This is a genomic window from Rhodoferax sp. GW821-FHT09E07, from assembly GCF_059416145.1.
The window spans coordinates 1-19,783 of sequence record NZ_JBWKOP010000003.1 but is presented as its reverse complement, the minus strand read 5'-3'; the positions used below and the strand labels follow the sequence as shown (position 1 = coordinate 19,783).

25 protein-coding genes and 2 tRNA genes are annotated in these 19,783 nt (G+C 58.4%); 18 read left to right on the top strand and 9 right to left on the bottom strand.

From position 1 onward, the window contains the following. Positions 1–9: 9 nt before the first annotated feature. Positions 10–348 (top strand): P-II family nitrogen regulator, encoded by a 339-nt coding sequence (locus tag AC07OE_RS05880; RefSeq protein ID WP_479598869.1) that lies wholly within the window; start codon positions 10–12, stop codon positions 346–348. Between the two features lie 3 nt (positions 349–351). Here the strand turns inward: AC07OE_RS05880 and AC07OE_RS05875 are convergent, their stop codons facing one another. From AC07OE_RS05875 to AC07OE_RS05850, 6 genes are read right to left on the bottom strand one after another with little or no spacing between them, the layout of a single operon-like run. Then, positions 352–951 carry an LOG family protein gene (locus AC07OE_RS05875; RefSeq protein ID WP_495069631.1) on the bottom strand — a complete coding sequence of 200 codons (600 nt, stop codon included), beginning with the start codon at positions 949–951 and terminating at the stop codon, positions 352–354. Next, entirely contained in the window at positions 948–1,355 is a 408-nt protein-coding gene (locus tag AC07OE_RS05870; protein WP_495069630.1) for a diacylglycerol kinase, read from the bottom strand. The genes AC07OE_RS05875 and AC07OE_RS05870 overlap by 4 nt, the downstream gene beginning before the upstream one ends. Positions 1,356–1,372: 17 nt before the next feature. After that, the gene (locus tag AC07OE_RS05865; RefSeq protein WP_495069629.1) at positions 1,373–1,897 is read right to left on the bottom strand and encodes an RDD family protein; all 525 of its coding nucleotides are present in this window, start codon (positions 1,895–1,897) and stop codon (positions 1,373–1,375) included. A gap of 57 nt (positions 1,898–1,954) precedes the next feature. Then, on the bottom strand, positions 1,955–2,554 hold the full coding sequence (locus AC07OE_RS05860; protein WP_495069628.1) for a DUF3106 domain-containing protein: 600 nt from the start codon (positions 2,552–2,554) through the stop codon (positions 1,955–1,957). Between the two features lie 58 nt (positions 2,555–2,612). Then, positions 2,613–3,047 carry a DUF3619 family protein gene (locus AC07OE_RS05855; protein WP_495069627.1) on the bottom strand — a complete coding sequence of 145 codons (435 nt, stop codon included), beginning with the start codon at positions 3,045–3,047 and terminating at the stop codon, positions 2,613–2,615. Continuing rightward, positions 3,044–3,610, bottom strand: a complete 567-nt coding sequence (locus AC07OE_RS05850; RefSeq protein WP_495070077.1) for an RNA polymerase sigma factor — start codon at positions 3,608–3,610, stop codon at positions 3,044–3,046. The genes AC07OE_RS05855 and AC07OE_RS05850 overlap by 4 nt, the downstream gene beginning before the upstream one ends. A gap of 292 nt (positions 3,611–3,902) precedes the next feature. On the opposite strand from AC07OE_RS05850, the gene AC07OE_RS05845 reads away from it, so the two are divergent. The 6 genes from AC07OE_RS05845 (at position 3,903) to pbpG (ending at position 11,164) form a co-directional block, all read left to right on the top strand. Next, a complete protein-coding gene (locus AC07OE_RS05845; RefSeq protein ID WP_495069626.1) occupies positions 3,903–5,693 on the top strand; it encodes an acetolactate synthase 3 catalytic subunit in 1,791 nt (596 codons plus the stop codon). Between the two features lie 137 nt (positions 5,694–5,830). Beyond that, complete coding sequence (ilvN, locus tag AC07OE_RS05840; protein ID WP_294768691.1) at positions 5,831–6,322, top strand: acetolactate synthase small subunit; 492 nt, start codon at positions 5,831–5,833, stop codon at positions 6,320–6,322. 128 nt (positions 6,323–6,450) lie between these two features. Continuing rightward, positions 6,451–7,467, top strand: coding sequence for a ketol-acid reductoisomerase (gene ilvC / locus AC07OE_RS05835; RefSeq protein ID WP_495069625.1), 1,017 nt, complete (start codon positions 6,451–6,453; stop codon positions 7,465–7,467). Between the two features lie 115 nt (positions 7,468–7,582). Next, positions 7,583–8,428 carry a CDP-diacylglycerol--serine O-phosphatidyltransferase gene (gene pssA, locus AC07OE_RS05830; protein ID WP_495069624.1) on the top strand — a complete coding sequence of 282 codons (846 nt, stop codon included), beginning with the start codon at positions 7,583–7,585 and terminating at the stop codon, positions 8,426–8,428. Positions 8,429–8,450: 22 nt separating this feature from the next. After that, on the top strand, positions 8,451–9,989 hold the full coding sequence (locus AC07OE_RS05825) for a 2-isopropylmalate synthase (protein ID WP_495069623.1): 1,539 nt from the start codon (positions 8,451–8,453) through the stop codon (positions 9,987–9,989). Positions 9,990–10,132: 143 nt separating this feature from the next. Further along, positions 10,133–11,164, top strand: coding sequence for a D-alanyl-D-alanine endopeptidase (pbpG, locus tag AC07OE_RS05820; protein ID WP_495069622.1), 1,032 nt, complete (start codon positions 10,133–10,135; stop codon positions 11,162–11,164). Positions 11,165–11,187: 23 nt separating this feature from the next. On the opposite strand, the gene AC07OE_RS05815 is transcribed toward pbpG, so the two are convergent. From AC07OE_RS05815 to aat, 3 genes are read right to left on the bottom strand one after another with little or no spacing between them, the layout of a single operon-like run. Further along, complete coding sequence (locus AC07OE_RS05815; protein WP_495069621.1) at positions 11,188–11,967, bottom strand: IclR family transcriptional regulator; 780 nt, start codon at positions 11,965–11,967, stop codon at positions 11,188–11,190. Beyond that, on the bottom strand, positions 11,964–12,725 hold the full coding sequence (locus AC07OE_RS05810; RefSeq protein ID WP_495069620.1) for an arginyltransferase: 762 nt from the start codon (positions 12,723–12,725) through the stop codon (positions 11,964–11,966). Before AC07OE_RS05810 ends, AC07OE_RS05815 begins: the two co-directional genes overlap by 4 nt. 12 nt (positions 12,726–12,737) lie before the next feature. Beyond that, positions 12,738–13,487 carry a leucyl/phenylalanyl-tRNA--protein transferase gene (gene aat, locus AC07OE_RS05805; RefSeq protein ID WP_495069619.1) on the bottom strand — a complete coding sequence of 250 codons (750 nt, stop codon included), beginning with the start codon at positions 13,485–13,487 and terminating at the stop codon, positions 12,738–12,740. A 75-nt stretch (positions 13,488–13,562) separates the two neighbouring features. On the opposite strand from aat, the gene AC07OE_RS05800 reads away from it, so the two are divergent. The 11 genes from AC07OE_RS05800 (at position 13,563) to AC07OE_RS05750 (ending at position 19,740) form a co-directional block, all read left to right on the top strand. Then, a tRNA-Pro gene (locus tag AC07OE_RS05800) sits at positions 13,563–13,639 on the top strand. A gap of 40 nt (positions 13,640–13,679) precedes the next feature. Next, positions 13,680–13,756, top strand: a tRNA-Arg gene (locus AC07OE_RS05795). Between the two features lie 671 nt (positions 13,757–14,427). Then, complete coding sequence (locus AC07OE_RS05790) at positions 14,428–15,273, top strand: hypothetical protein (RefSeq protein ID WP_495069618.1); 846 nt, start codon at positions 14,428–14,430, stop codon at positions 15,271–15,273. Beyond that, complete coding sequence (locus AC07OE_RS05785) at positions 15,263–15,592, top strand: mobilization protein (protein WP_495069617.1); 330 nt, start codon at positions 15,263–15,265, stop codon at positions 15,590–15,592. Before AC07OE_RS05790 ends, AC07OE_RS05785 begins: the two co-directional genes overlap by 11 nt. 143 nt (positions 15,593–15,735) lie before the next feature. Then, positions 15,736–16,572 carry a MobQ family relaxase gene (gene mobQ / locus AC07OE_RS05780; RefSeq protein ID WP_495069616.1) on the top strand — a complete coding sequence of 279 codons (837 nt, stop codon included), beginning with the start codon at positions 15,736–15,738 and terminating at the stop codon, positions 16,570–16,572. Next, positions 16,553–16,780, top strand: coding sequence for a hypothetical protein (locus AC07OE_RS05775; RefSeq protein ID WP_495069615.1), 228 nt, complete (start codon positions 16,553–16,555; stop codon positions 16,778–16,780). The genes mobQ and AC07OE_RS05775 overlap by 20 nt, the downstream gene beginning before the upstream one ends. Continuing rightward, positions 16,777–17,109: a hypothetical protein gene (locus tag AC07OE_RS05770; RefSeq protein ID WP_495069614.1), complete on the top strand. Its 333-nt coding sequence runs from the start codon at positions 16,777–16,779 to the stop codon at positions 17,107–17,109. The genes AC07OE_RS05775 and AC07OE_RS05770 overlap by 4 nt, the downstream gene beginning before the upstream one ends. Beyond that, positions 17,106–17,264 carry a hypothetical protein gene (locus AC07OE_RS05765; protein WP_495069613.1) on the top strand — a complete coding sequence of 53 codons (159 nt, stop codon included), beginning with the start codon at positions 17,106–17,108 and terminating at the stop codon, positions 17,262–17,264. Before AC07OE_RS05770 ends, AC07OE_RS05765 begins: the two co-directional genes overlap by 4 nt. Next, positions 17,261–17,995 carry a hypothetical protein gene (locus tag AC07OE_RS05760; protein ID WP_495069612.1) on the top strand — a complete coding sequence of 245 codons (735 nt, stop codon included), beginning with the start codon at positions 17,261–17,263 and terminating at the stop codon, positions 17,993–17,995. Before AC07OE_RS05765 ends, AC07OE_RS05760 begins: the two co-directional genes overlap by 4 nt. A gap of 553 nt (positions 17,996–18,548) precedes the next feature. Then, positions 18,549–18,803 carry a hypothetical protein gene (locus tag AC07OE_RS05755; protein ID WP_495069611.1) on the top strand — a complete coding sequence of 85 codons (255 nt, stop codon included), beginning with the start codon at positions 18,549–18,551 and terminating at the stop codon, positions 18,801–18,803. Between the two features lie 214 nt (positions 18,804–19,017). Beyond that, positions 19,018–19,740 (top strand): hypothetical protein, encoded by a 723-nt coding sequence (locus AC07OE_RS05750; protein ID WP_495069610.1) that lies wholly within the window; start codon positions 19,018–19,020, stop codon positions 19,738–19,740. The last annotated feature ends 43 nt before the right edge of the window (positions 19,741–19,783 follow it).

Genomic DNA, 19,783 nt, shown 5'->3' with positions numbered 1-19,783 from the left:
GACAAGACCATGAAACAAATCACCGCCGTCGTTAAACCGTTCAAGCTCGAAGAAGTGCGCGAGGCCTTGGCCGAATGCGGCGTGACCGGCCTGACCGTGACCGAAGTGAAGGGTTTTGGCCGCCAGAAGGGCCACACCGAACTCTACCGCGGCGCGGAGTACGTGGTGGACTTTCTGCCCAAGGTGAAGGTGGAAGTGGTCGTGAAGACCGAAGACGTGGACCGCTGCGTGGACGCCATCGTCAAGGCCGCGCACACCGGCAAGATTGGCGATGGCAAGATCTTCGTGACCAGCGTGGAACGCGTGATCCGCATCCGCACCGGCGAGCAGGACGAGTCTGCCGTCTAAGTCCTAGATATTTTCCAGCCGCGCGGCCGGTACCAGGCCCGCGGCCTGCACTAATTCCGGCAGCAGCGCCTGCGGCGTGTCACTCACCCGCACCAACCCCATCTGCCACTCGCCCAGAAAGCCCTGGGTGATGGTGGTGCCCATGAAGTCCACGAGTCCCTGGTAGTAGCCTGCCGTATTTAGCAGGCCAATGGGTTTGTCGTGGTAGGCCAGTTGGCGCCAGGTCCAAACCTCGAACAATTCTTCCAGCGTTCCTATCCCGCCGGGCAGCGCCAGAAAGGCATCGGCGCGTTCGGCCATCATGCGCTTGCGGTCGTGCATGGTGTCCACCACATGCAGCTCGGTGCAACCCCGGTGCGCCCATTCCTTGTCCACCAGCGCCTGGGGGATGATGCCCACCACGCGGCCGTCGGCCTGCAGCGTCGCGTCGGCCACCGCACCCATGAGGCCGTTGTGCCCGCCGCCATAGACCAGCTGGCCGCCATGTTCGGCAATCCAGCGGCCCACCTCCTGCGCTACCTCCATATAGGCCGGGTCGCTACCAGGGCGCGAGCCGCAGTAGACGCAGAGGGAGAAGTTGGGGGCGACGAGCTTGTTGTTCATGCGAAAAAGCGCTGGGCCAGCGCGGCCAGCCAGATGCCTGCGCAGACCAGCAGGCTCAGCAGCACCGCGGCGCTGCCCATATCCTTGGCGCGCTTGGACAGGTCGTGCCACTCGGGGCCTACGCGGTCAATGGCGGTCTCAATCGCGGTGTTGAGCAACTCCACCACCATGAGCAGCAGCATGCTGCCTGCCAGCAGGGCCACTTCCACCCAGCTGCGGCCCAGCCAGAAGGCCAGCGGTACCAGCACGAAGGCGGCGATGCATTCCTGGCGGAAGGCAGTTTCGCCCCAGCCGGCGCGCAGTCCGGCTAGGGAGTAGCCGAAGGCGTGCCACACGCGGTTCAAGCCTGTGCGTTCTTTTTGCGGGTTCACCGGGGTGTCAGCAGACGACAAAGTAGGTTCCATGACGAAGAGGGAGTCGTTCAGCGGCTCAGGGGCGGGGAAGTGACCAGCCGGGTGCCAGCCAGCGCATCGTGCCAGAACTGGCGTTGCGGGTGAAAGCGACTCAGCAGGGCCCAGACGGCTACCCAACCGATGGTGATGACGATGATTTCACCTGCATTGAGGTGAAAGGGCGCCACTGCAGCCAGCGGTGGCAACAACCAGACCCAGCTCACGACGTAGCGCCCCAAGGCGCGCAATTGGGTGACACGCTGGCCGTCGCGGTCCACCAGTCGGATATTCCAGGTCTTCATGGCCAGAGTTTGGCCATGGCCCCAGAACCAGACGAAATAGATGCCGAACACCACAAAGACGAACGCCTGCAACGCGTGCCGGTTGTCCAGCGCATTGCGAGTCTGACTCAGGGTGCTGAAGAGGTAGCCGGCCAAAAAAACCACACCGAACAGCAAAATTCCTTCGTACAGCCAGCAGGCCATGCGCCGGCCCAAGCCGGGGGTGTCAAAAACAGAAGCGGGGAGTTCGGAAGCGGGAGCAGAAGAAAGCATGCGCCGATTGTAGAGACGGCCAGTTAGCCAAAGCGCCCCCTGGCTGTCCGGGCAGGATCAGGGCGCCACCACCGGTAGCAAGGTATTGGGGTCGACCTGTTGCTGGGCGGTGATTTTGGAGCGTTCTTCTTCGGGCGTATGCCGGGTAATCGGCACTGGCGTGAGTTTGCTCGCCGTGGCCAGTGGTTTGGTGGAAACGGCGGCGCCAGCAGGTTTGCCAGCGGCTTTGCTGGCCAGCTTTTGCTTTTCCTCAGGGCTTAGCGCCTGGTAGGCCTCCCAGTCGGCGGCGCGCTTGGCAGGCTCCACCTTTTTTGCCTCAGCAAAGTTCAGGCGGGCCAGTTCTCGGTCACGTGGCTTGAGGGCCGCCCACTCGGCCATGCGACTGTGCATTTTTGCCTGTTCGACAGGACCCAGATTGGCATAGTTTTGCGCAACGGCAATCCATTTGCGCTTGTGGCCATCGCTCAGGGTGTCCCAGGTGGTCGCTAAGGGCTGCAGAGACTGGCGTTGCGGGGCACTCAGGTCGCTCCAGGCAAGGGATGAGAGTGGGGACGACGTGCTGTTGCCGCTTCGCGCTGCGGACTGTGCCCATGCGGCGCCAGATGCACTTGCGCCCAACACGAGCGCAGCCAAGACAATTTGGCTTGCGCGGGTCATGAGGGGGGAGAAACGGCAGAAATTCACAGCAAAAACCTGGATGTCATGTACGCCAAGCTTACTCGCCACGGTTCACGCGCAGGAACTGGGCAAAGCCTGGGTCAGTAAAGGCTGCGGGGGGCAGTTCGTCGGTCAGGATTTCTGCATCTACGTCAGCAATTTCGCGTGCGCGGTAGTCATCCTGGATAAACCCAATGGTGAGCAGACCAGCCACCAAGGCAAACAGTGGCAGCCAAGCCCCCAACTGGCGCCATTTGCCCTGGGGCGCATCACCAAGGTGCATGACCGCAGCGTTACCGGAGGCTGCCACACCTGTGGCCACGCTCAATTTGAGCACTTTGCGTTTTTCCAGAGCCAGCATGCGCGCAGCCTTGAGCCGCTGCGTAATGTCATGCGGCAACTCCTGTGTGGCGTCCGACAGGCGGGTCGCGATGGCGCGGCCCAACGTATCTTGGTCGAATGGTCGGCTGGTGGTGTGCGATTTGCTCGTCATAGTCGGATCCCCTTCGCTTTCAATGCGGCACCGAGCGCGTGTACCGCCCGGGAACAATGTGTTTTCACGCTGCCTTGCGAGCAGCCCATTGCGGCGGCAGTCTCCGCAACGTCCATATCCTCCCAGTAACGCATCAGAAACGCTTCGCGTTGACGCGTTGGCAACTGCAATATCTCTTCCTCAATAGAAAGCAATGTTTGTGCCCGTTCGGTCTGGGTCTCAGCGCTCTCGTTTTGTTCAGGCGTACTGGAGGCGTGCAGAGTCTCCAGCAGGTCAAAGTCCCCATCGTCCTGGTTGGACTCGAAGTCCCCCATATTGGAAAACAGCGCGTTGTGGGTTTTTTGCCGCCTGAACCAGTCCAGTGTGCAGTTGGAAAGGATGCGGTGGAACAGCATGGGCAGCTCCTCCACCGGTTTGTGTCCGTAATGCTCGGCCAGCTTCATCATGCTGTCTTGCACGATATCCAGGGCAGCTTCGTCGTTGCGTACGTGGTAGACCGAACGTTTGAACGCACGTCGCTCGACGCTTTTCAAAAAATCAGACAGTTCTTGTTCGGTAGCCAAGCGGGAGCAGCCTTGCTGGGAGGTTGGGGCAAAACAGCCGGCATCAGGCACGGCTGGAGGAGCTTTTAGGGCGGCGCAATTATGGCATTTTGGCGCGCCGCCGCTGCGCCCATTTGGGGGGCGGCGCAAACCAGTGCGATAATGCGGTTGCAAATCAAAAGGCAAACGGATCCTGGTTCGGCGCAATATTCGGTGCGCTCATGGCCTGGATCTCAAGTCCCGACACGACTCCACAAGAGTTTGCGTAGGGGCACCCAAGGTTTTTCGTTAGAGAAATTCACAAAGGTTCATCATGGAAATTACTAAAGCTGAAATCGCTTCGGCATCCTCTGCGTCCAAATCTTCTGCTGCCACCCCTGCCGTGCCCGAGTTGCGTGGTGCCGAGGTGCTGGTCAAATCCCTTCAGGCCGAGAACGTCAAGTACATCTGGGGTTACCCCGGCGGTGCGGTTTTGCACATTTACGACGCGTTCTACAAACAAGACACCATCCAGCACGTGCTGGTGCGCCATGAGCAGGCCGCCGTGCACGCGGCCGACGGCTATGCCCGCGCCACGGGTGACGTGGGCGTGGCCCTGGTCACCTCCGGCCCAGGCCTGACCAATGCGGTCACTGGTATCGCCACGGCGTACATGGACAGCATACCCATGGTGATCATCAGTGGGCAAGTCCCCACGCACGCCATTGGTCTGGATGCCTTCCAGGAATGCGATACCGTGGGCATTACCCGCCCCATCGTGAAGCACAACTTTCTGGTCAAGGACGCCAAGGACATGGCCGAGGTCATGAAAAAGGCGTTCCACATTGCGCGCAGCGGCCGTCCCGGCCCCGTGGTGGTGGACATCCCCAAGGACGTGTCCTTCAAGAAGGTTCCCTACTACGGCTACCCTGAGACTGTGGAAATGCGCTCCTACAACCCGGTGCGCAAGGGCCATGGCGGCCAGATCCGCAAGGCCTTGCAACTGCTGCTGGCGGCCAAGCGCCCCTACATCTATACCGGTGGTGGCGTGTTGCTGAGCAATGCGTCCAACGAGCTGCGCACGCTGGTGGACATGCTGGGTTACCCCTGCACCAACACCTTGATGGGCCTGGGTGCTTACCCTGCCAGCTCTTCCAAGTTCCTGGGCATGCTGGGCATGCACGGCACGGTGGAAGCCAACAATGCGATGCAAAACTGCGACGTGCTGTTGGCGGTGGGTGCCCGTTTTGACGACCGCGTGATTGGCAACCCCAAGCACTTTGCGCAAAACGAACGCAAGATCATCCATATCGACATTGATCCGTCGAGCATCTCCAAGCGTGTGAAGGTCGACATCCCGATCGTGGGCGACGTGAAAGACGTGCTCAGCGAAATGATCGCCATGATCCGCGAAGGCAGCGTCAAGCCCGACGCCAATGCCTTGGGTGCCTGGTGGGACACGATTGAAGGCTGGCGCAAGCGCGACTGCATGAAGTACAGCAAGGGCAATGGCGATGTCATCAAGCCCCAGTACGTGGTGGAAACGCTGTGGAACATGACCAAGGATGCTGATACTTACATCACGTCCGACGTGGGCCAGCACCAGATGTGGGCTGCGCAGTACTACAAGTTTGACGAACCACGCCGCTGGATCAACTCCGGTGGCCTGGGCACCATGGGCGTGGGCATTCCCTATGCCATGGGCATCAAGCTGGCCAAGCCCGACAGCGAAGTGTTCTGTATCACCGGCGAAGGCTCGGTGCAGATGAACATTCAAGAGCTGTCGACCTGCCTGCAGTACAACACGCCGATCAAGATCTGCTCGCTGAACAACCGCTACCTGGGCATGGTGCGACAGTGGCAAGAGGTCGAGTACGAAGGCCGCTACAGCCACAGCTACATGGATGCGCTGCCTAACTTCGTCAAGCTGGCTGAGGCTTATGGCCACGTCGGCATGCTGATCGAAAAACCCGGTGATGTGGAGCCCGCCCTGCGCGAGGCCCGCAAGCTCAAGGACCGCACGGTGTTCATGGACTTCCGTACCGACCCCACGGAGAACGTGTTCCCCATGGTGCAGGCCGGCAAGGGCATCACCGAAATGCTGCTGGGTGCGGAGGACCTGTAACCCGGAGCAAAGCCATTTAGCGGTCTAGCCCTCGTGGAACGGGCGCTGACTGCTATCATTTTTGAAGAATCTATTGTCTGCCGAGCTGTGCGGTTACCGCTGCACGGGGAGGGCAACGAAAAGAGGAATCGGTAGTTATGAAACACATCATTGCAGTTTTGCTGGAAAACGAGCCAGGCGCTCTTTCCCGCGTAGTGGGCTTGTTTTCGGCCCGCGGTTACAACATTGAATCGCTGACCGTGGCCCCCACGGAAGATCCGAGCCTGTCGCGCATGACCATCCAGACCACCGGATCGGACGACGTCATTGAACAAATCACCAAGCACCTGAATCGCCTGATTGAAGTGGTCAAGGTGGTGGATCTGACTGAGGGGGCCTACATCGAGCGTGAGCTCATGATGGTCAAGGTGCGCGCGGTGGGCAAGGAACGTGAAGAGATGAAGCGCATGGCGGACATCTTCCGCGGCCGCATCATCGACGTCACGGAGAAGAGTTACACCATCGAACTCACGGGTGATCAGTCCAAGAACGATGCATTCCTCGAAGCCATCGAGCGTGCGGCGATTCTGGAAACAGTGCGCACGGGCTCCAGTGGCATTGGCCGGGGTGAGAGAATCCTGCGGGTTTAGTTTGTCAGGTCCGAGCGCGCGTTTCGACAGGCTCAACGCGAACGGACCTTGCTGTGGCGATCAACGTACATCGTTCGCCCTGAGCCTGTCGAAGGGCATTTCGCCAAACCATTTTTAGGAGAGAAGTGATGAAAGTTTTTTACGACAAAGATTGTGATCTGAGCCTCATCAAGGGCAAGACAGTTGCCATCATCGGCTACGGTTCCCAAGGCCACGCCCACGCACAGAACCTGAACGACAGCGGCGTGAAGGTCGTGGTCGGTCTGCGCAAAGGTGGCGCTTCCTGGGACAAGGTTGGCAAGGCCGGCCTGAACGTGATGGAAGTCAACGATGCCGTCAAGGCGGCCGACGTGGTCATGATTTTGTTGCCCGATGAAGACATCGCTGGCGTGTACAAGAACAACGTCGAACCCAACATCAAGCAAGGCGCTTCGCTGGCCTTCGCCCACGGTTTCAACGTCCACTACAACCAAGTCGTGCCTCGCGCAGATTTGGACGTGTGGATGGTCGCCCCCAAGGCGCCTGGCCACACCGTGCGCAACACCTACACCCAGGGTGGCGGCGTGCCCCACCTGGTGGCTGTGCATCAGGACAAGAGCGGCAAGGCCCGTGACTTGGCCCTGAGCTACGCCATGGCCAATGGTGGCGGCAAGGCCGGCATCATTGAAACCAACTTCAAGGAAGAAACCGAAACTGACTTGTTCGGCGAACAAGCCGTGCTGTGCGGCGGTGCCGTCGAGCTGATCAAGATGGGTTACGAAACCCTGGTCGAAGCCGGTTACGCCCCTGAAATGGCCTACTTCGAATGCCTGCACGAGCTCAAGCTCATCGTCGACCTGATCTACGAAGGCGGCATTGCCAACATGAACTACTCCATCTCCAACAATGCGGAGTACGGTGAGTACGTGACCGGCCCTGAAGTGATCAACGCCGAATCCCGCGTGGCCATGCGCAACGCCCTGAAGCGCATCCAGACTGGCGAATACGCGAAGATGTTCATTCTGGAAGGCCGTACCGGCTACCCCAGCATGACTGCACGCCGCCGCCTGACTTCTGAACATTCCATCGAAAAAGTGGGCGCCCAACTGCGCGCCATGATGCCCTGGATTGCGAAGAACAAGCTGGTCGACCAGACCCGCAACTAATACGCTTGCTGCGTAGCGCCAAGGGCCACTTCGGTGGCCCTTGTTGTTGGTGGCGCAGAGGCTGCTCGGGGTGTCTGCTGACTTACACTGGCAGCTGCAAGCGCAAGGAGAATTTATGCATGATGGATCTGAATCACTGACGACGCCCCAAGAGGGCGTGGTGCTGCGAAAGCGTCGCAAAGGTATTTACATATTGCCCAACCTGTTTACGCTTGCTGCGCTGTTTGGCGGGTTTTATGCCATTGTGATGGCCATCAATGGCCGTTTTGATCAGGCTGCAGTGGGCGTTTTTTGCGCCATGGTGTTGGACAGCCTGGATGGCCGGGTTGCGCGGATGACCAACACGCAAAGTGCGTTTGGCGAGCAAATGGATTCCTTGTCCGACATGGTGTCTTTCGGCGCAGCGCCAGCGCTGATTTCCTATGTCTGGGCTCTGCAGGGGCTGGGCCGGTGGGGCTGGATTGCAGCCTTTGTCTACTGTGCCTGTGCCGCATTGCGTTTGGCGCGTTTCAATGTGAATACGACGGTGGTGGACAAGCGCTACTTCCAGGGCCTGCCATCGCCCGCCGCAGCTGCCTTGGTTGCCGGGTTCATTTGGCTTCTGACCGAGAGTGGCCTGAAGGGCGGCGGTGTGTTGGGATTCGGCGCCTTCGCGCTACCCGTACCATGGGTCATGTTTGCGCTGGCCCTGTATGCGGGCCTGACCATGGTGACCAATGTGCCGTTCTACAGCTTCAAGGACGTGAGCATGAAGCGGAGCGTGCCCTTTGCCGTGATCGTATTGATTGCACTAGGCATCGCGATCATCAATATTGACCCACCCACCGTGATGTTTGGCGTGTTCGTGGTGTACGGCCTGAGCGGCTATGTGGTTTATGGGGTACGTCGTGCCCGCGGGGTGCGCACCAGCGTGATCAGCACCTCGACCGATGAGCCGGAAGAGCGCGGCTTGCACATGTGATTGGAAGAACAGGAGAACTGGTATGGCTGACAAACTGATTATTTTTGACACTACGTTGCGCGACGGTGAGCAATCTCCCGGTGCGTCCATGACGCGCGACGAAAAGTTGCGCATTGCACGCCAGTTGGAGCGCCTGAGGGTGGATGTGATCGAGGCCGGTTTTGCGGCCAGCTCCAATGGTGACTTTGAGGCTGTGCAGCTGATTGCCAACACCATCAAGGATTCCACCATCTGTTCCTTGTCGCGAGCCAATGACCGCGACATCTCGCGTGCAGCTGAAGCGCTAAAAGGTGCCAACAGCGCACGCATTCACACGTTCATTGCCACGTCCCCATTGCACATGGAGAAGAAGCTGCGCATGACGCCGGACCAGGTGTTTGAGCAGGCCAAGCAGTCGGTGCGCTTTGCGCGCAACTTGGTGGCGGACGTGGAGTTCAGCCCTGAAGATGGCTACCGCAGTGATGTGGACTTTTTGTGCCGCGTGCTGGAAGCCGTGATCGCCGAAGGCGCCACCACCATCAACGTGCCCGACACCGTGGGTTATGCCATTCCCGAGTTGTATGGCAACTTCATCAAGACGTTGCGCGAGCGCATTCCCAACTCCGACAAGGCCATCTGGTCCGTGCATTGCCACAACGACCTGGGTATGGCGGTGGCCAACTCCTTGGCTGGTGTGAAGCTTGGTGGCGCGCGTCAGGTGGAATGCACCATCAATGGTTTGGGCGAACGGGCTGGCAATTGCAGCCTGGAAGAAATCGTCATGGCGGTGAAAACCCGCAAGGACTATTTCGGACTGGAGCTGGGCATTGATGCCAAGCACATCCTGGCTGCCAGCCGCATGGTGAGCCAGACCACGGGCTTCGTGGTGCAGCCCAACAAGGCGGTGGTGGGTGCCAACGCCTTTGCCCATGCCTCTGGTATCCACCAGGATGGCGTGCTCAAGGCGCGTGACACCTACGAGATCATGCGCGCTGAAGACGTGGGTTGGACCGCCAACAAGATCGTTCTGGGCAAACTCAGCGGTCGCAATGCCTTCAAGCAGCGCCTGCAGGAATTGGGTGTGCAGCTGGAAAGTGAAGCCGAAATCAACGCCGCATTTGCCCGCTTCAAAGAACTGGCAGATCGCAAGAGCGATATTTTTGATGAAGACATCCTCGCGCTGGTCAGTGACGACAGTGTGACGCTGGACAAAGAGCAATACAGCTTCGTGTCCCTGTCGCAGCACAGCGAAACCGGCGAGCGTCCCCACGCTGCGGTGGTCTTTACCGTGGATGGCAAGGAAGTCAAGAGCGCTGCCGATGGCAACGGCCCGGTGGATGCGTCCCTTAAAGCCATTGAATCTTTCGTGAAGAGTGGGGCAGAAATGGTCCTGTACTCGGTCAATGCGATCAGCGGGTCGACCGAAAGCCAGGGAGAGGTCACGGTGCGCCTGCAAAACAGCGGCCGCGTGGTCAATGGCGTGGGGGCAGATCCCGACATCGTGGTTGCGTCTGCAAAAGCCTATTTGAGCGCGCTCAACAAGCTGCAAAGCAAGGCGGATCGGGTGGCCGCACAAGGCTAGCAGTGCGCGGACATCAAAATATTCTTGAACTTTCGTGTGCAAGTAGTTGATCTTGCGTAAGTTTTTTGATTAAACTGTCGGCACTTTCAGGTTTTGTACATCGTGTTACACGCTGTAAGCCTGCACCAATCAAAGGACGTATGTTGAAACGCGCACTTGTACACCTCGGTTTTGGCAGTTTGGTGGCCGCCCTGTTGTTGCTTCCCGTGGAAGCCTCTGCGACACAGCGTAAAAAAGTGCGAATTGCGCCCCATGCGGTCAAGCATGTGGTGGCCAAGAAAAAGATCCACAAAAAAGTGGTGCATGCCAAGGTAGCGGTCGCTCCCAAGCCGCCTTCGTTTGGCCAATTGGCAGGCTTGCATGGTGCCCAGGATGCATTGGAGCTGAAGTCCAGTGTGGCATTTGTGGTGGACCAGGACACCAAAGAGGTGCTGTTCAGCAAGAATGAGTCGGCTGTGCTGCCGATTGCCTCCATCACCAAACTCATGACCGGCGTTCTGGTAAGCGAGGCTCACCTCCCCATGGACGAAGCTATTGCCATTACCCAGGCGGATGTGGATACCGAAAAAGGCAGCTCTTCACGCCTGCGCGTGGGCACCGAGCTTAGCCGTGGCGAGTTGTTGCATCTGGCTTTGATGGCCAGTGAAAACCGCGCTGCCCACGCGCTGGGCCGCACCTACCCCGGTGGCCTGCAGACCTTTGTAAGTTTGATGAACAGCAAAGCACGCATGCTGGGTATGCATGACACCCAGTACGTGGAGCCCACCGGCCTGTCGAGCCGCAACCAGTCCAGCGCCAAAGATCTGGCGACCCTGGTGAACTATGCCTACAGCAACCCCATGTTGCGCGAGCTATCGACCTCCACAGGCTACCAAGTGGAAGTGGGCAACCGCACCCTGCAGTACAACAACACCAACCGGTTGGTAAAAAACCCTGCGTGGGATATCGGTCTGCAAAAGACCGGCTATATCACCGAGGCGGGCCAATGCCTGGTGATGCAGGCCAAGATTGCAGGGCGCAAGCTCATCATGGTGTTCCTGGACTCTGCAGGCAAGTTGAGCCGCATCGCGGATGCGGAACGTGTACGCCGCTGGGTGGAGTCCACCCCGTCTCTGGCGAATCGCTCCTCTCCGCTGGCCAGTCGCGAACCGGACCGTCGCATCGTCTCCAACTGAGCGGCTAAAGGCTCTGGGCGCGGCTAGTTGCCGTGGTAGCCCAGGGTTTGTGAGATCTGTCTGGCCGTGTCCTTCAGTTTGGGCAGCCAATCATCTTCCAGGCGCCCGGAGGGTGCTGAAATAGACAGTCCCGCGACCAGCTTGCCTTGGTCGTCGTAAATGCCTGCTGCCATGCAGCGCACGCCCAACTCCAGCTCTTCGTTGTCTCCGGCTTGGCCATATTGGCGGACCTTGGACAGTTCTCGCTCCAGTGCCGCCAGATCGGTGATGCTGTTCTTGGTATGGCCCTGAAGTCCCGTGCGTGTGGCATAGGCGCGAATGCGTTGGGGATCATCGGCGGCGAGAAACAGTTTCCCCACAGACGTAAGGTGCAAAGGCGCCCGGCCCCCAATGGCGCGCACCACCTGCATGCCCGAACGCTCGCTGTAAGCGCGCTCTACATAAATGATCTCGTCACCCTGGCGCATACTCAGGTTGACAGGCTGTTGCGTGAGCTTGTGCAGCTCTCGCATGGGAATCAGCGCCGCATCGCGCACATTCAGGCGCGCTTTCACCAAATTGCCCAGCTCCAGCAGACGCATGCCCAGCCGGTAGCTGCCCGACTGGGGGCGGTCCACAAATCGGCCTGATACCAGGTCGTTGAGGATACGGTGGGTGGTGGAGGGGTGCAGCCCGGCCCGTTCGCTGATCTCCTTCAGGGGGATGGCCTCTTCGCGGGAGGCCAGCACGTCAATCAGCGTGAACATGCGGTCAATGACCTGAACGGTTGGGGTGCTTGGGGGATCGAGTTCTTTTTTGGTCATGGTGGGTTTGTGCGCCCGATGTTACCTTGCGCAACCCACTGCCCGTCCACGAAGAGCTGTGTGGGCTGAAAACGGGACTTGTAGCGCATCTTGGGGCTCTGCTCTATCCAGTAGCCCAGGTAGACAAATTCGAGCCCCAGCCGCTTGGCCTGGGCAATTTGCCACAGCACATTGAAGGTACCAAAGCTGGCACCGGCCTCGGGCGAGAAAAAGGTGTACACCGCCGAAATGCCATCCTCCAATACATCGAGGATGGAGACCATCTTCAGCGTACCCAGGCTGCCGTCCGTACTGGGCTCACGAAACTCCACCAACCGGGAGTTCACCCGGCTTTGCAGCAAAAACTGGGTGTACTGGTCTACGCTGTCTTCGTCCATGCCACCACCCGCATGGCGGCTGGTCTGGTAGCGCAAATACAGTGCATAGTGTTCTGCCATGAACCCCAGGTTCAGCACACGCACATGGAGTGCCTGATGCTGTTTCCAGGCACGACGCTGGCTGCGGTCGGGCTGAAAGTGCTGTGTTTCTACCCGCAGCGGCGTGCAGGCCTGGCACCCATCGCAGTAGGGGCGGTAGGTGAACATGCCACTGCGCCGAAAACCCTTGGCCACCAGGTCGGAGTAGGTGGCATTGTCAATCACATGGCTGGGGGTAGCGACCTGCGAACGTGCCTGCCGCTCTGGCAGGTAGCTGCAGTCATAGGGTGCAGTCGCGTAGAACTGCAGCGTTTGAAGGGGGAGGTCGGTCAGGTTTGTCATGGTGATTCGGCATCAAGCAGACAAAAGCTCATCCCAGTATACGGGGTCAAACCGCCAGGCTGGCGCAGGCTCGGCTCGGGCGTGCCGCACATGTTGCAAAAATGCGCCCCGTGCAATTTCACGTGCGCCCATGAAGGCCAGGTGGGGGGTGTTCTGCTGGCAGTCCACCATGCGGATGCCATGCTGCCGGCAGAACGCGACCAGGCCTGCCAGCGCAATCTTGGAGGCGTCTGGCGCGCGAGTGAACATGGATTCACCAAACACCGCGCGGCCCAAGCCGATGCAGTACAACCCACCTGCCAATGCGCCATCGATCCAGGTTTCCACGCTGTGGGCAATTCCCTGGGCGTGGAGTTGGCTGTAGGCCTGCACCATGTCGGGCAGGATCCAGGTTCCCGGTTGTCCACGCCGTGTGGTCTGTGCACAGGCCTGGATGACTGCGCCGAAGGCATGGTCCATGCGGACCTCCAGGCGACCCGCCTGCAGGAGCCGGGTGATGGTCTTGTGCAGCGATCGGTGGAGGCGGAAATTCCTGATTTGCAGCACCATGCGCGGGTCGGGGCTCCACCAGAGTGTGGGCTGGCCTTCACTGAACCAGGGAAAGATGCCTTGGGCGTAGGCGGCCTGCAGTGTGTCGGGCTGCAGGTCTGCCCCCATGCACAACAGGCCGGGGGCGTCACTGTCGGTGCCCCAGGCGGTGGTGACATCTGGAAATGGGTCGCCGGGTTCCAGCCAGGGGAGGGTGAGAGAGGGGGGAGCCATGGTGCGCATGCAAAGCAAATTAATTGGGGCTGCCCGCCAAGGAGGGCAACCATCCGAGGTTAGAATACCAGCTGTCGGCGTGTAGCGCAGCCTGGTAGCGCACCTGCTTTGGGAGCAGGGGGTCCAAGGTTCGAATCCTTGTACGCCGACCACTATTCAAGAACAAAGGCCCTTCCAGGGCCTTTGTTCTTTCTGTCCGTAGCTCAGTTGGATAGAGCAACAGCCTTCTAAGCTGTGGGTCGGGGGTTCGATCCCCTCCGGACAGGCCACTAACTCTATATAAATCAATAGGTTATGTGAAATGCCCCTCTCATTCAGACTCACTAATACTCTCTAAAACTCACTCGTATTGTCCCAAGAGTGTCCCAAAAGAATTGTCGAAAAATTCTTTCTTTGAGAGTGGTGACGAGTGAAAATGAGTGTGCTAGAGTCCAGCCGCGAGCTGAAAAATCTCGTGTTCACTTTGAAGTGATCTCCATAGTTGCGAAATAAGGATTGGTAGGCTATTTGGTCGTCCGTTCGTCGGCGCCGAATTTAACCGGGTGCAAGGCTCGGCCGCATATATCCGCTCAGTTGCTCGATGAGCTTCTGCCGATCGCGACGACCAATGGAGATGTGCCTTGCACACAACTTTATTCCCTCAAAATGCGCCTGCCATCGATGCGCGCTATGTCACCCTCGACACCCAAGAGCTCGCCAAAATTTTGCACCGTGAGGTCAGGAGTGTTAAGAACGACCTGACGCGTGCACCACACAGAGTTCCCCCGCCTGCCAGAAAAATCGGACGTCGATACCTTTGGGTCTTGGCGGATGTGTTTGTATGGCTGACTGCCTCCCAGTCGGAGCTTCCCAAACTCCAGCCAAAGGTTGAATCTTCCCCACTAGGTCGACCTAGAGGTCGCCCACGAAAAACCGCGAGGGCTATTGAGCGGGAGGCAGTATGACGGGCAAAGGCGGGGTAGTACGGTTCACCCCCGTCGAGACGCCGTATCAACAGATCCCGAGGGCGCTAATCCAGCACAAACTTCTTAGTCAGGATGCCAAGTGGCTCATCATCTTTTTGAGCGCCAAACCACCAGGCTGGGAAATCAGAACATCAAGTTTAAGGGCTGAACTCGGCTGGTCTCAAGAGCGCTACTACAAAGCAACACAACAACTTGCTCGGTCAGGGTATTGGAAGCATGAGCGCAGGAATACGGGGGCGGGACTATTTGAGCATCAGTACTCCTGCGCATTGGAACCTGTGTTTTCACCAGACACCGGAAAACCAGTGTGTGGTGAACCACGGCTTGGACAGCCAAGCCTTGGCAAAGCACCGTATATAGATAACAAGATAGAAGAAGAAAAAATAGAGAACAACAACTGTGTTGTTGCTTTTGAAGATGACCTTCTCACATTGGGTCTGTGCACCAAGCTTGAACTGGACCAACTGCTTCGAATCCTGAGCGGAGTTACGGACCAGGCGGTCAAGCAATCTTTAATCGATGAGCTTGCGGGTGCTGTGCGCGCTCGAGGACGAGCAGGTGCAGGCGGAATCAGGAATTTGCCGCGATTTTTGTCGTCGATATTGGCAGTTCCCCTAGACCAACTTACGTACTCAAAGCAAGAGGCCGCGCTGCGCTCTGCGCGTGTTTCAGCACGTGCACGTGAAGCGCTTGGATCTTCTCACGCTGCGGTGCCCCAGAGTCGTCCAGCCGCAGGCACGCGGCCCCCACCAGAAATACTTGCCCGATTTGCGGCAATTCGTTCACAGCACCAACAAAAAGAGAATCAGCATGTCCAGTAATTTGGCAAAGAAAATTGATGACCTGAGTCTAAAACTCGCTCAGCTTAAAGCCCAAAAACAGCAGGCGGATGCGCTGCAGCGCGCGCGCGCAGCCTCTGCCAACCGTAAGGCAGACACTCGCCGAAAAATTCTGCTGGGAGCCTTTCTTATTGATCAGCTTGGTGTGGATGGCGCCAAGCAGTTGAAAGTGCAGCACAAGCGCTTGGCGGATTGGTTGGTTAAGCCTGATGACCGTGCGCTGTTTGATCTGCCTCTATCTGCAGTCGATCTCGCTGGGGCAGCTCATGGTGCCTCCATCGCTGAGGGAGGCGAGGTGTGAGCGCGGCTGCTCCCATGGTCGCTTTCAGCGACAAGGGCGCACTTATGCAAACTCCTTCGGAGTTTGCGTGCGGCCCTGCGGGCAGCGTAGCGCCGACGGCGCTATGCGGCAGCTCCGCCGCCTGTATGGAAAGGTAAAACGGCATGGCCATTTTTCATCTTTCCATCAAAACCGTCAGCAGGGCACACGGCCGCTCCGCGGTCGGTGCCTCTGCGTATCGTGCCGGGCAGCGCCTGCACGATGCGCGCTTGGGGCGCACCTTCGACTACCGGCGCAAAACCGGCGTGCTGCATCGTGAGCTTGTGCTTCCAGCCCATGCGCCGCAGTGGGCTGGCCAGCGCGAATCGCTCTGGAACCAGGCAGAGGCATCAGAAACTCGGAAGAACAGCACAGTTGCGCGCGAATTCGAGATTGCGTTGCCAAATGAACTCCCCCCTTTGCAACGGCGAAATCTTGCGGTGCAGTTCGCCCGGGAGCTTGCAGAACGGCACTCTTGCGCTGTTGACGTGGCGGTCCACACGGCGGGAAAAGGTGGTGACATCCGAAATGAACACGCCCACGTCCTAACCACAACTCGGCGCCTCACCCAAGATGGTTTCGGCGAAAAGTGTCGTGAACTCGATGACAAGAAAACTGGCGAGGTGGTCTTTTGGCGTGAGCGCTGGGCGGCGCTAGTCAATCAGGCACTTGAGGTCGCAGCTCAACCCGCCCGTGTGGATCACCGGAGCCTCGCCGATCAAGGGATTGAACGGGAGCCGACGTTTCACCTCGGCCCCGTACGGACGGGCATTACTCGGCGCCTCGCTCGCCGGGCGCATGTCGCCGATGAGTCGCCGCGCCTGACCCCACAACAGGAGCGAGCGACCAAACAGCTCGCCACCATGCGTGCGCGCCTGGCCAAGACAAATCTTTCTCGATTTGAAAGCTCGACGTCAACTCAAAACACTCAAGGAGGAAAAAATGAAATCACACCCGACTGACAAATGGGTACTGCAAATCTGCGAACGCACATACCGCCGCAGCGGCAAAGAGTACGAGGTGTGGCAAACCATTAGCCGCCCTCTGCCGCGGCTATTGGCGATGAACAAGCTTGGCGCCCGGCGTTGTCACCCAAAGCCACACCGGATCTTGACCGGTGTGACGGAAGCCCTGGCCATGCACTCGGTGTTGCGGGAGGTGCTGGCATGAGCCTCCATCAAATGCTGCTGATTACAAAAAATCGTGTTGAATTTCACCCAGATTTTTTAGCAGCACTGATCGCCAAATTGCGAGCCGGTCAGACATTGCTGGCCAATGGCCGAGAACTTGCCTGGCGGATGCAGCACTTTTGTGATGATGGCCAGGACATTCCTGAGGCGCTTGAGTCTGCCAAACAGCAGATCCGCCTGAGTGTTGTTCACAACGTGTGCGCTCAATTTTGGACTGAATATCGGATCGCCAAATCAATGCACTTGAAGTCAGGCGGTAATTCGCCGCCAGCCGCCGATAACCCGTTACCTATCAGGAATTTGATATGAACGAACAACAACCCACTGCAGCTCCCAGCGCGGAAGATTTTTTTGAAATTTGCTTGCAAATGCTTGCTGCGGCGCAGTCACTCCACGACACAGCGGTTCGGCAGGCCGAAGAAATTCGGCACCTGATTTCAGAATTCAAGGAAAAACATCCATGACGCTGCGGGTATTTGTGAACACTGCGGCGCCGCCGGCAATGTCGGGGTGGTTTGACCGCATGCTGGCCCCGACCATACAGGCTTGCCGTTTTGCCGGCGAGCCGCCCCCCGTGGAGGTGCGCAGCAGAATGCAGCCGGCCGGCCGCATTCGACGTGACGATGATGACGGGCGAGTTGTCTTGGCCGGACGGGCCACATTGTGGAATCAATTTACTTTAATCACCGTTTACCTCCACGAAGTGGCACATGCACTTTGTCATGGCCTGCCCCGTGCCGAGAAAGTTGAGTCGCATGGGCCGGTCTTCTGCTTGGTACTTTTGTGTTTGTATCGTCGCGCAGCGGCGGCACCACATCTTTCTCAGCTGCCTGACTCGGTATCCTTCTATGACTTTGCCGATTGCCCACCGGACCTCGAATGCGTGGTTGATTGGCGAGCTGAGGTCGTTCGATTCTTGGCTGCTGAGTCTTCTCGGCTGGCAGGCAGTCCTTGCAGTGCGGAGGCGCTTGCTGTAGGTGCACAGGAGGCGTGGCAGCACTTCGTTCTTACGCGAATTGCTGGGCAGCAAGCGAGGGCGGAAGAGTTGGCGCGTCAGCGCTTACTCAATCAGCGCCTCATCAAATTGAGGACGCGTCTGCGCACCTCCTATCGATCAAATGCTTGGTGGGTGGCGTGTGCTGTGGTTGGATGGTGTTTTGCCATTTTTAACGGTGCAGCTTGCCAACTCAAATGATCCGGGAGTGCCGGCGGGGCCGACCGGGCTCTATTCTGCGTTGCAGAACGGGGCCTGTAGTCCCCGCCCATTCGGGTGACGATCCCTCACTCACACTCCCAGGGAAGGCGCCGCGCGCCACCCCTGCCGCTGGGCGCACCCTGGGAGATGGCGAGGCAAGCGCCACACCGGGAGAGCCGCCCTGCGGCAGGTTCGCTGCGCTCAATGGTCAGTGCGGCCCATGGCCGCAAGGGGCGCTCGGCGCGCGCCGTCTCTCTCGGTCCGTGGTGTTTTTCCTGCTCCGCGTCCCCATGCCTTTTCTTGCGACTGTAGCCAGGCTCCACCCAGATGCAAGGGTGCGCTGCGCCCAGTCCTCACCCGGTCCCTCCCTGCGGTCAGGCTGCGGCTTCCGGGCTGGCCCTTGCATCTGGGCTCCACCTGGCTCTTTTAGTCGCACGGCATTGGGGCTCACGCGAAGCAGGAAAAACAAAAGCACCCACGGATCGAGAGGACCCCAAACGAAGACAGCGGGGTCTTCTTAAAGCAGGAATTTTTAACAGACAGGAGCAGTGAGATGGACTTGACGAAAGACGAGCTCTATGAAATCAACGATGCGCTCAATGAGGTTGTGGAGCGGATGTGCACTCGAGGTCAAACCAAGCTTGAGATCAAGCACCGATCCTTGGCCAACTTGTGGAGTGCCTGGCCTAAGGTTGTCGAACAAATCCTTGGGACCACCGACACGCCCGGACTGCGGAGCATTGAGCAAAAGGTGCTGAAGAACATCCAGCGCCCAAAGATTTTGAGCGACAAAGCAGGTGTCATTTGATGCCTAAATGGCACTAGATTGGCAAGGTGAGGGGGCGCAAACGGTTGCTTGATGCCTGAATAGCACTAAATGGCCTCCGAGGCCTCAAATTTGAAGCATGGTGGTGTGCTTCTGATGCCTAAATGGCACTGCTTTGGTCGTATTGGTGAACTCTCTGCGCTACCTGATGCTTAAATGGCACTAAAAAAATTTCGATGAATTACAGGAGGACTGTATGGGTGGATTGATCAAGGGGTACGCGGATGGCTTGCAGAATTCACGGAGCCGCAATGCAGAGTCCGCTGCGGCTGCGGCTCAACGAGACGCATACGATGCAGAGCGCCGTGCCTCCCAAGCTCAACGTCATGCCAACGAAATAAAAGCCTTGGCAGCTTCTTGGAAGCAGGATGCTCTGCGGTACCAGGGTACGAAGGATGGATTTAAAGCACTGTTCTTGGCCCTCTATAGAGTCCATGTAGATTCACTGCAGGGAGATGCGCGCGATCGAGCCCACAAGGAGATATCGATAGCTGCGAAACGGTGGATTTCAACCAAGTGCAGTGATGCTGAGAAGGCTTTGATTCGTGAAGCGTGGGGCGCTTCTGGCATGCAGTCATGGAATCAAACGGTGGGACTTGTTCCGCCACCAAAACCTGTTGCAGTTCCTGTACCGCAACCACCGAAAGAGCCGACGATGGACGTGGTCGAGATTCGCCGCCCGCATCTTATTTTTAGCTCACGGCCCGCTTGGCACTATGCCGGCATCGACTATGACTGCGAGGTTGACGCACGAAAAGCGAAGTCGGCCGCAGAGGCGAAATATCAGTCTGAATGCGCGGCTTGGCGCCAGGCTGTGGAGGCATCAGGAAGTCAATACAGAGAGCAACTTGCCGAATATGAGAGATGGGTTAACAAATTTGGAGCAGTGAATCGCCCCGGGTTTCCTAGACAGACCTGAGTCTCAGGAAATATTGCTTCTCGAACTCTACAGGAGACAGGTC

Bases quoted from the DNA above. Each gene is read 5' to 3' on its own strand.
- AC07OE_RS05755 (WP_495069611.1), top strand. From the start codon at position 18,549: ATGGACTTGACGAAAGACGAGCTCTATGAAATCAACGATGCGCTCAAT.
- AC07OE_RS05765 (WP_495069613.1), top strand. From the start codon at position 17,106: ATGAACGAACAACAACCCACTGCAGCTCCCAGCGCGGAAGATTTTTTT.
- AC07OE_RS05875 (WP_495069631.1), bottom strand. From the start codon at position 951: ATGAACAACAAGCTCGTCGCCCCCAACTTCTCCCTCTGCGTCTACTGC.
- AC07OE_RS05790 (WP_495069618.1), top strand. From the start codon at position 14,428: ATGACGGGCAAAGGCGGGGTAGTACGGTTCACCCCCGTCGAGACGCCG.
- AC07OE_RS05845 (WP_495069626.1), top strand. From the start codon at position 3,903: ATGGAAATTACTAAAGCTGAAATCGCTTCGGCATCCTCTGCGTCCAAA.
- AC07OE_RS05815 (WP_495069621.1), bottom strand. From the start codon at position 11,967: ATGACCAAAAAAGAACTCGATCCCCCAAGCACCCCAACCGTTCAGGTC.
- AC07OE_RS05770 (WP_495069614.1), top strand. From the start codon at position 16,777: ATGAGCCTCCATCAAATGCTGCTGATTACAAAAAATCGTGTTGAATTT.
- pssA (WP_495069624.1), top strand. From the start codon at position 7,583: ATGCATGATGGATCTGAATCACTGACGACGCCCCAAGAGGGCGTGGTG.
- AC07OE_RS05785 (WP_495069617.1), top strand. From the start codon at position 15,263: ATGTCCAGTAATTTGGCAAAGAAAATTGATGACCTGAGTCTAAAACTC.
- AC07OE_RS05760 (WP_495069612.1), top strand. From the start codon at position 17,261: ATGACGCTGCGGGTATTTGTGAACACTGCGGCGCCGCCGGCAATGTCG.
- AC07OE_RS05880 (WP_479598869.1), top strand. From the start codon at position 10: ATGAAACAAATCACCGCCGTCGTTAAACCGTTCAAGCTCGAAGAAGTG.
- AC07OE_RS05870 (WP_495069630.1), bottom strand. From the start codon at position 1,355: ATGGAACCTACTTTGTCGTCTGCTGACACCCCGGTGAACCCGCAAAAA.
- aat (WP_495069619.1), bottom strand. From the start codon at position 13,487: ATGGCTCCCCCCTCTCTCACCCTCCCCTGGCTGGAACCCGGCGACCCA.
- AC07OE_RS05825 (WP_495069623.1), top strand. From the start codon at position 8,451: ATGGCTGACAAACTGATTATTTTTGACACTACGTTGCGCGACGGTGAG.
- AC07OE_RS05810 (WP_495069620.1), bottom strand. From the start codon at position 12,725: ATGACAAACCTGACCGACCTCCCCCTTCAAACGCTGCAGTTCTACGCG.
- mobQ (WP_495069616.1), top strand. From the start codon at position 15,736: ATGGCCATTTTTCATCTTTCCATCAAAACCGTCAGCAGGGCACACGGC.
- AC07OE_RS05860 (WP_495069628.1), bottom strand. From the start codon at position 2,554: ATGACCCGCGCAAGCCAAATTGTCTTGGCTGCGCTCGTGTTGGGCGCA.
- AC07OE_RS05750 (WP_495069610.1), top strand. From the start codon at position 19,018: ATGGGTGGATTGATCAAGGGGTACGCGGATGGCTTGCAGAATTCACGG.
- AC07OE_RS05865 (WP_495069629.1), bottom strand. From the start codon at position 1,897: ATGCTTTCTTCTGCTCCCGCTTCCGAACTCCCCGCTTCTGTTTTTGAC.
- ilvC (WP_495069625.1), top strand. From the start codon at position 6,451: ATGAAAGTTTTTTACGACAAAGATTGTGATCTGAGCCTCATCAAGGGC.
- AC07OE_RS05855 (WP_495069627.1), bottom strand. From the start codon at position 3,047: ATGACGAGCAAATCGCACACCACCAGCCGACCATTCGACCAAGATACG.
- ilvN (WP_294768691.1), top strand. From the start codon at position 5,831: ATGAAACACATCATTGCAGTTTTGCTGGAAAACGAGCCAGGCGCTCTT.
- AC07OE_RS05775 (WP_495069615.1), top strand. From the start codon at position 16,553: ATGAAATCACACCCGACTGACAAATGGGTACTGCAAATCTGCGAACGC.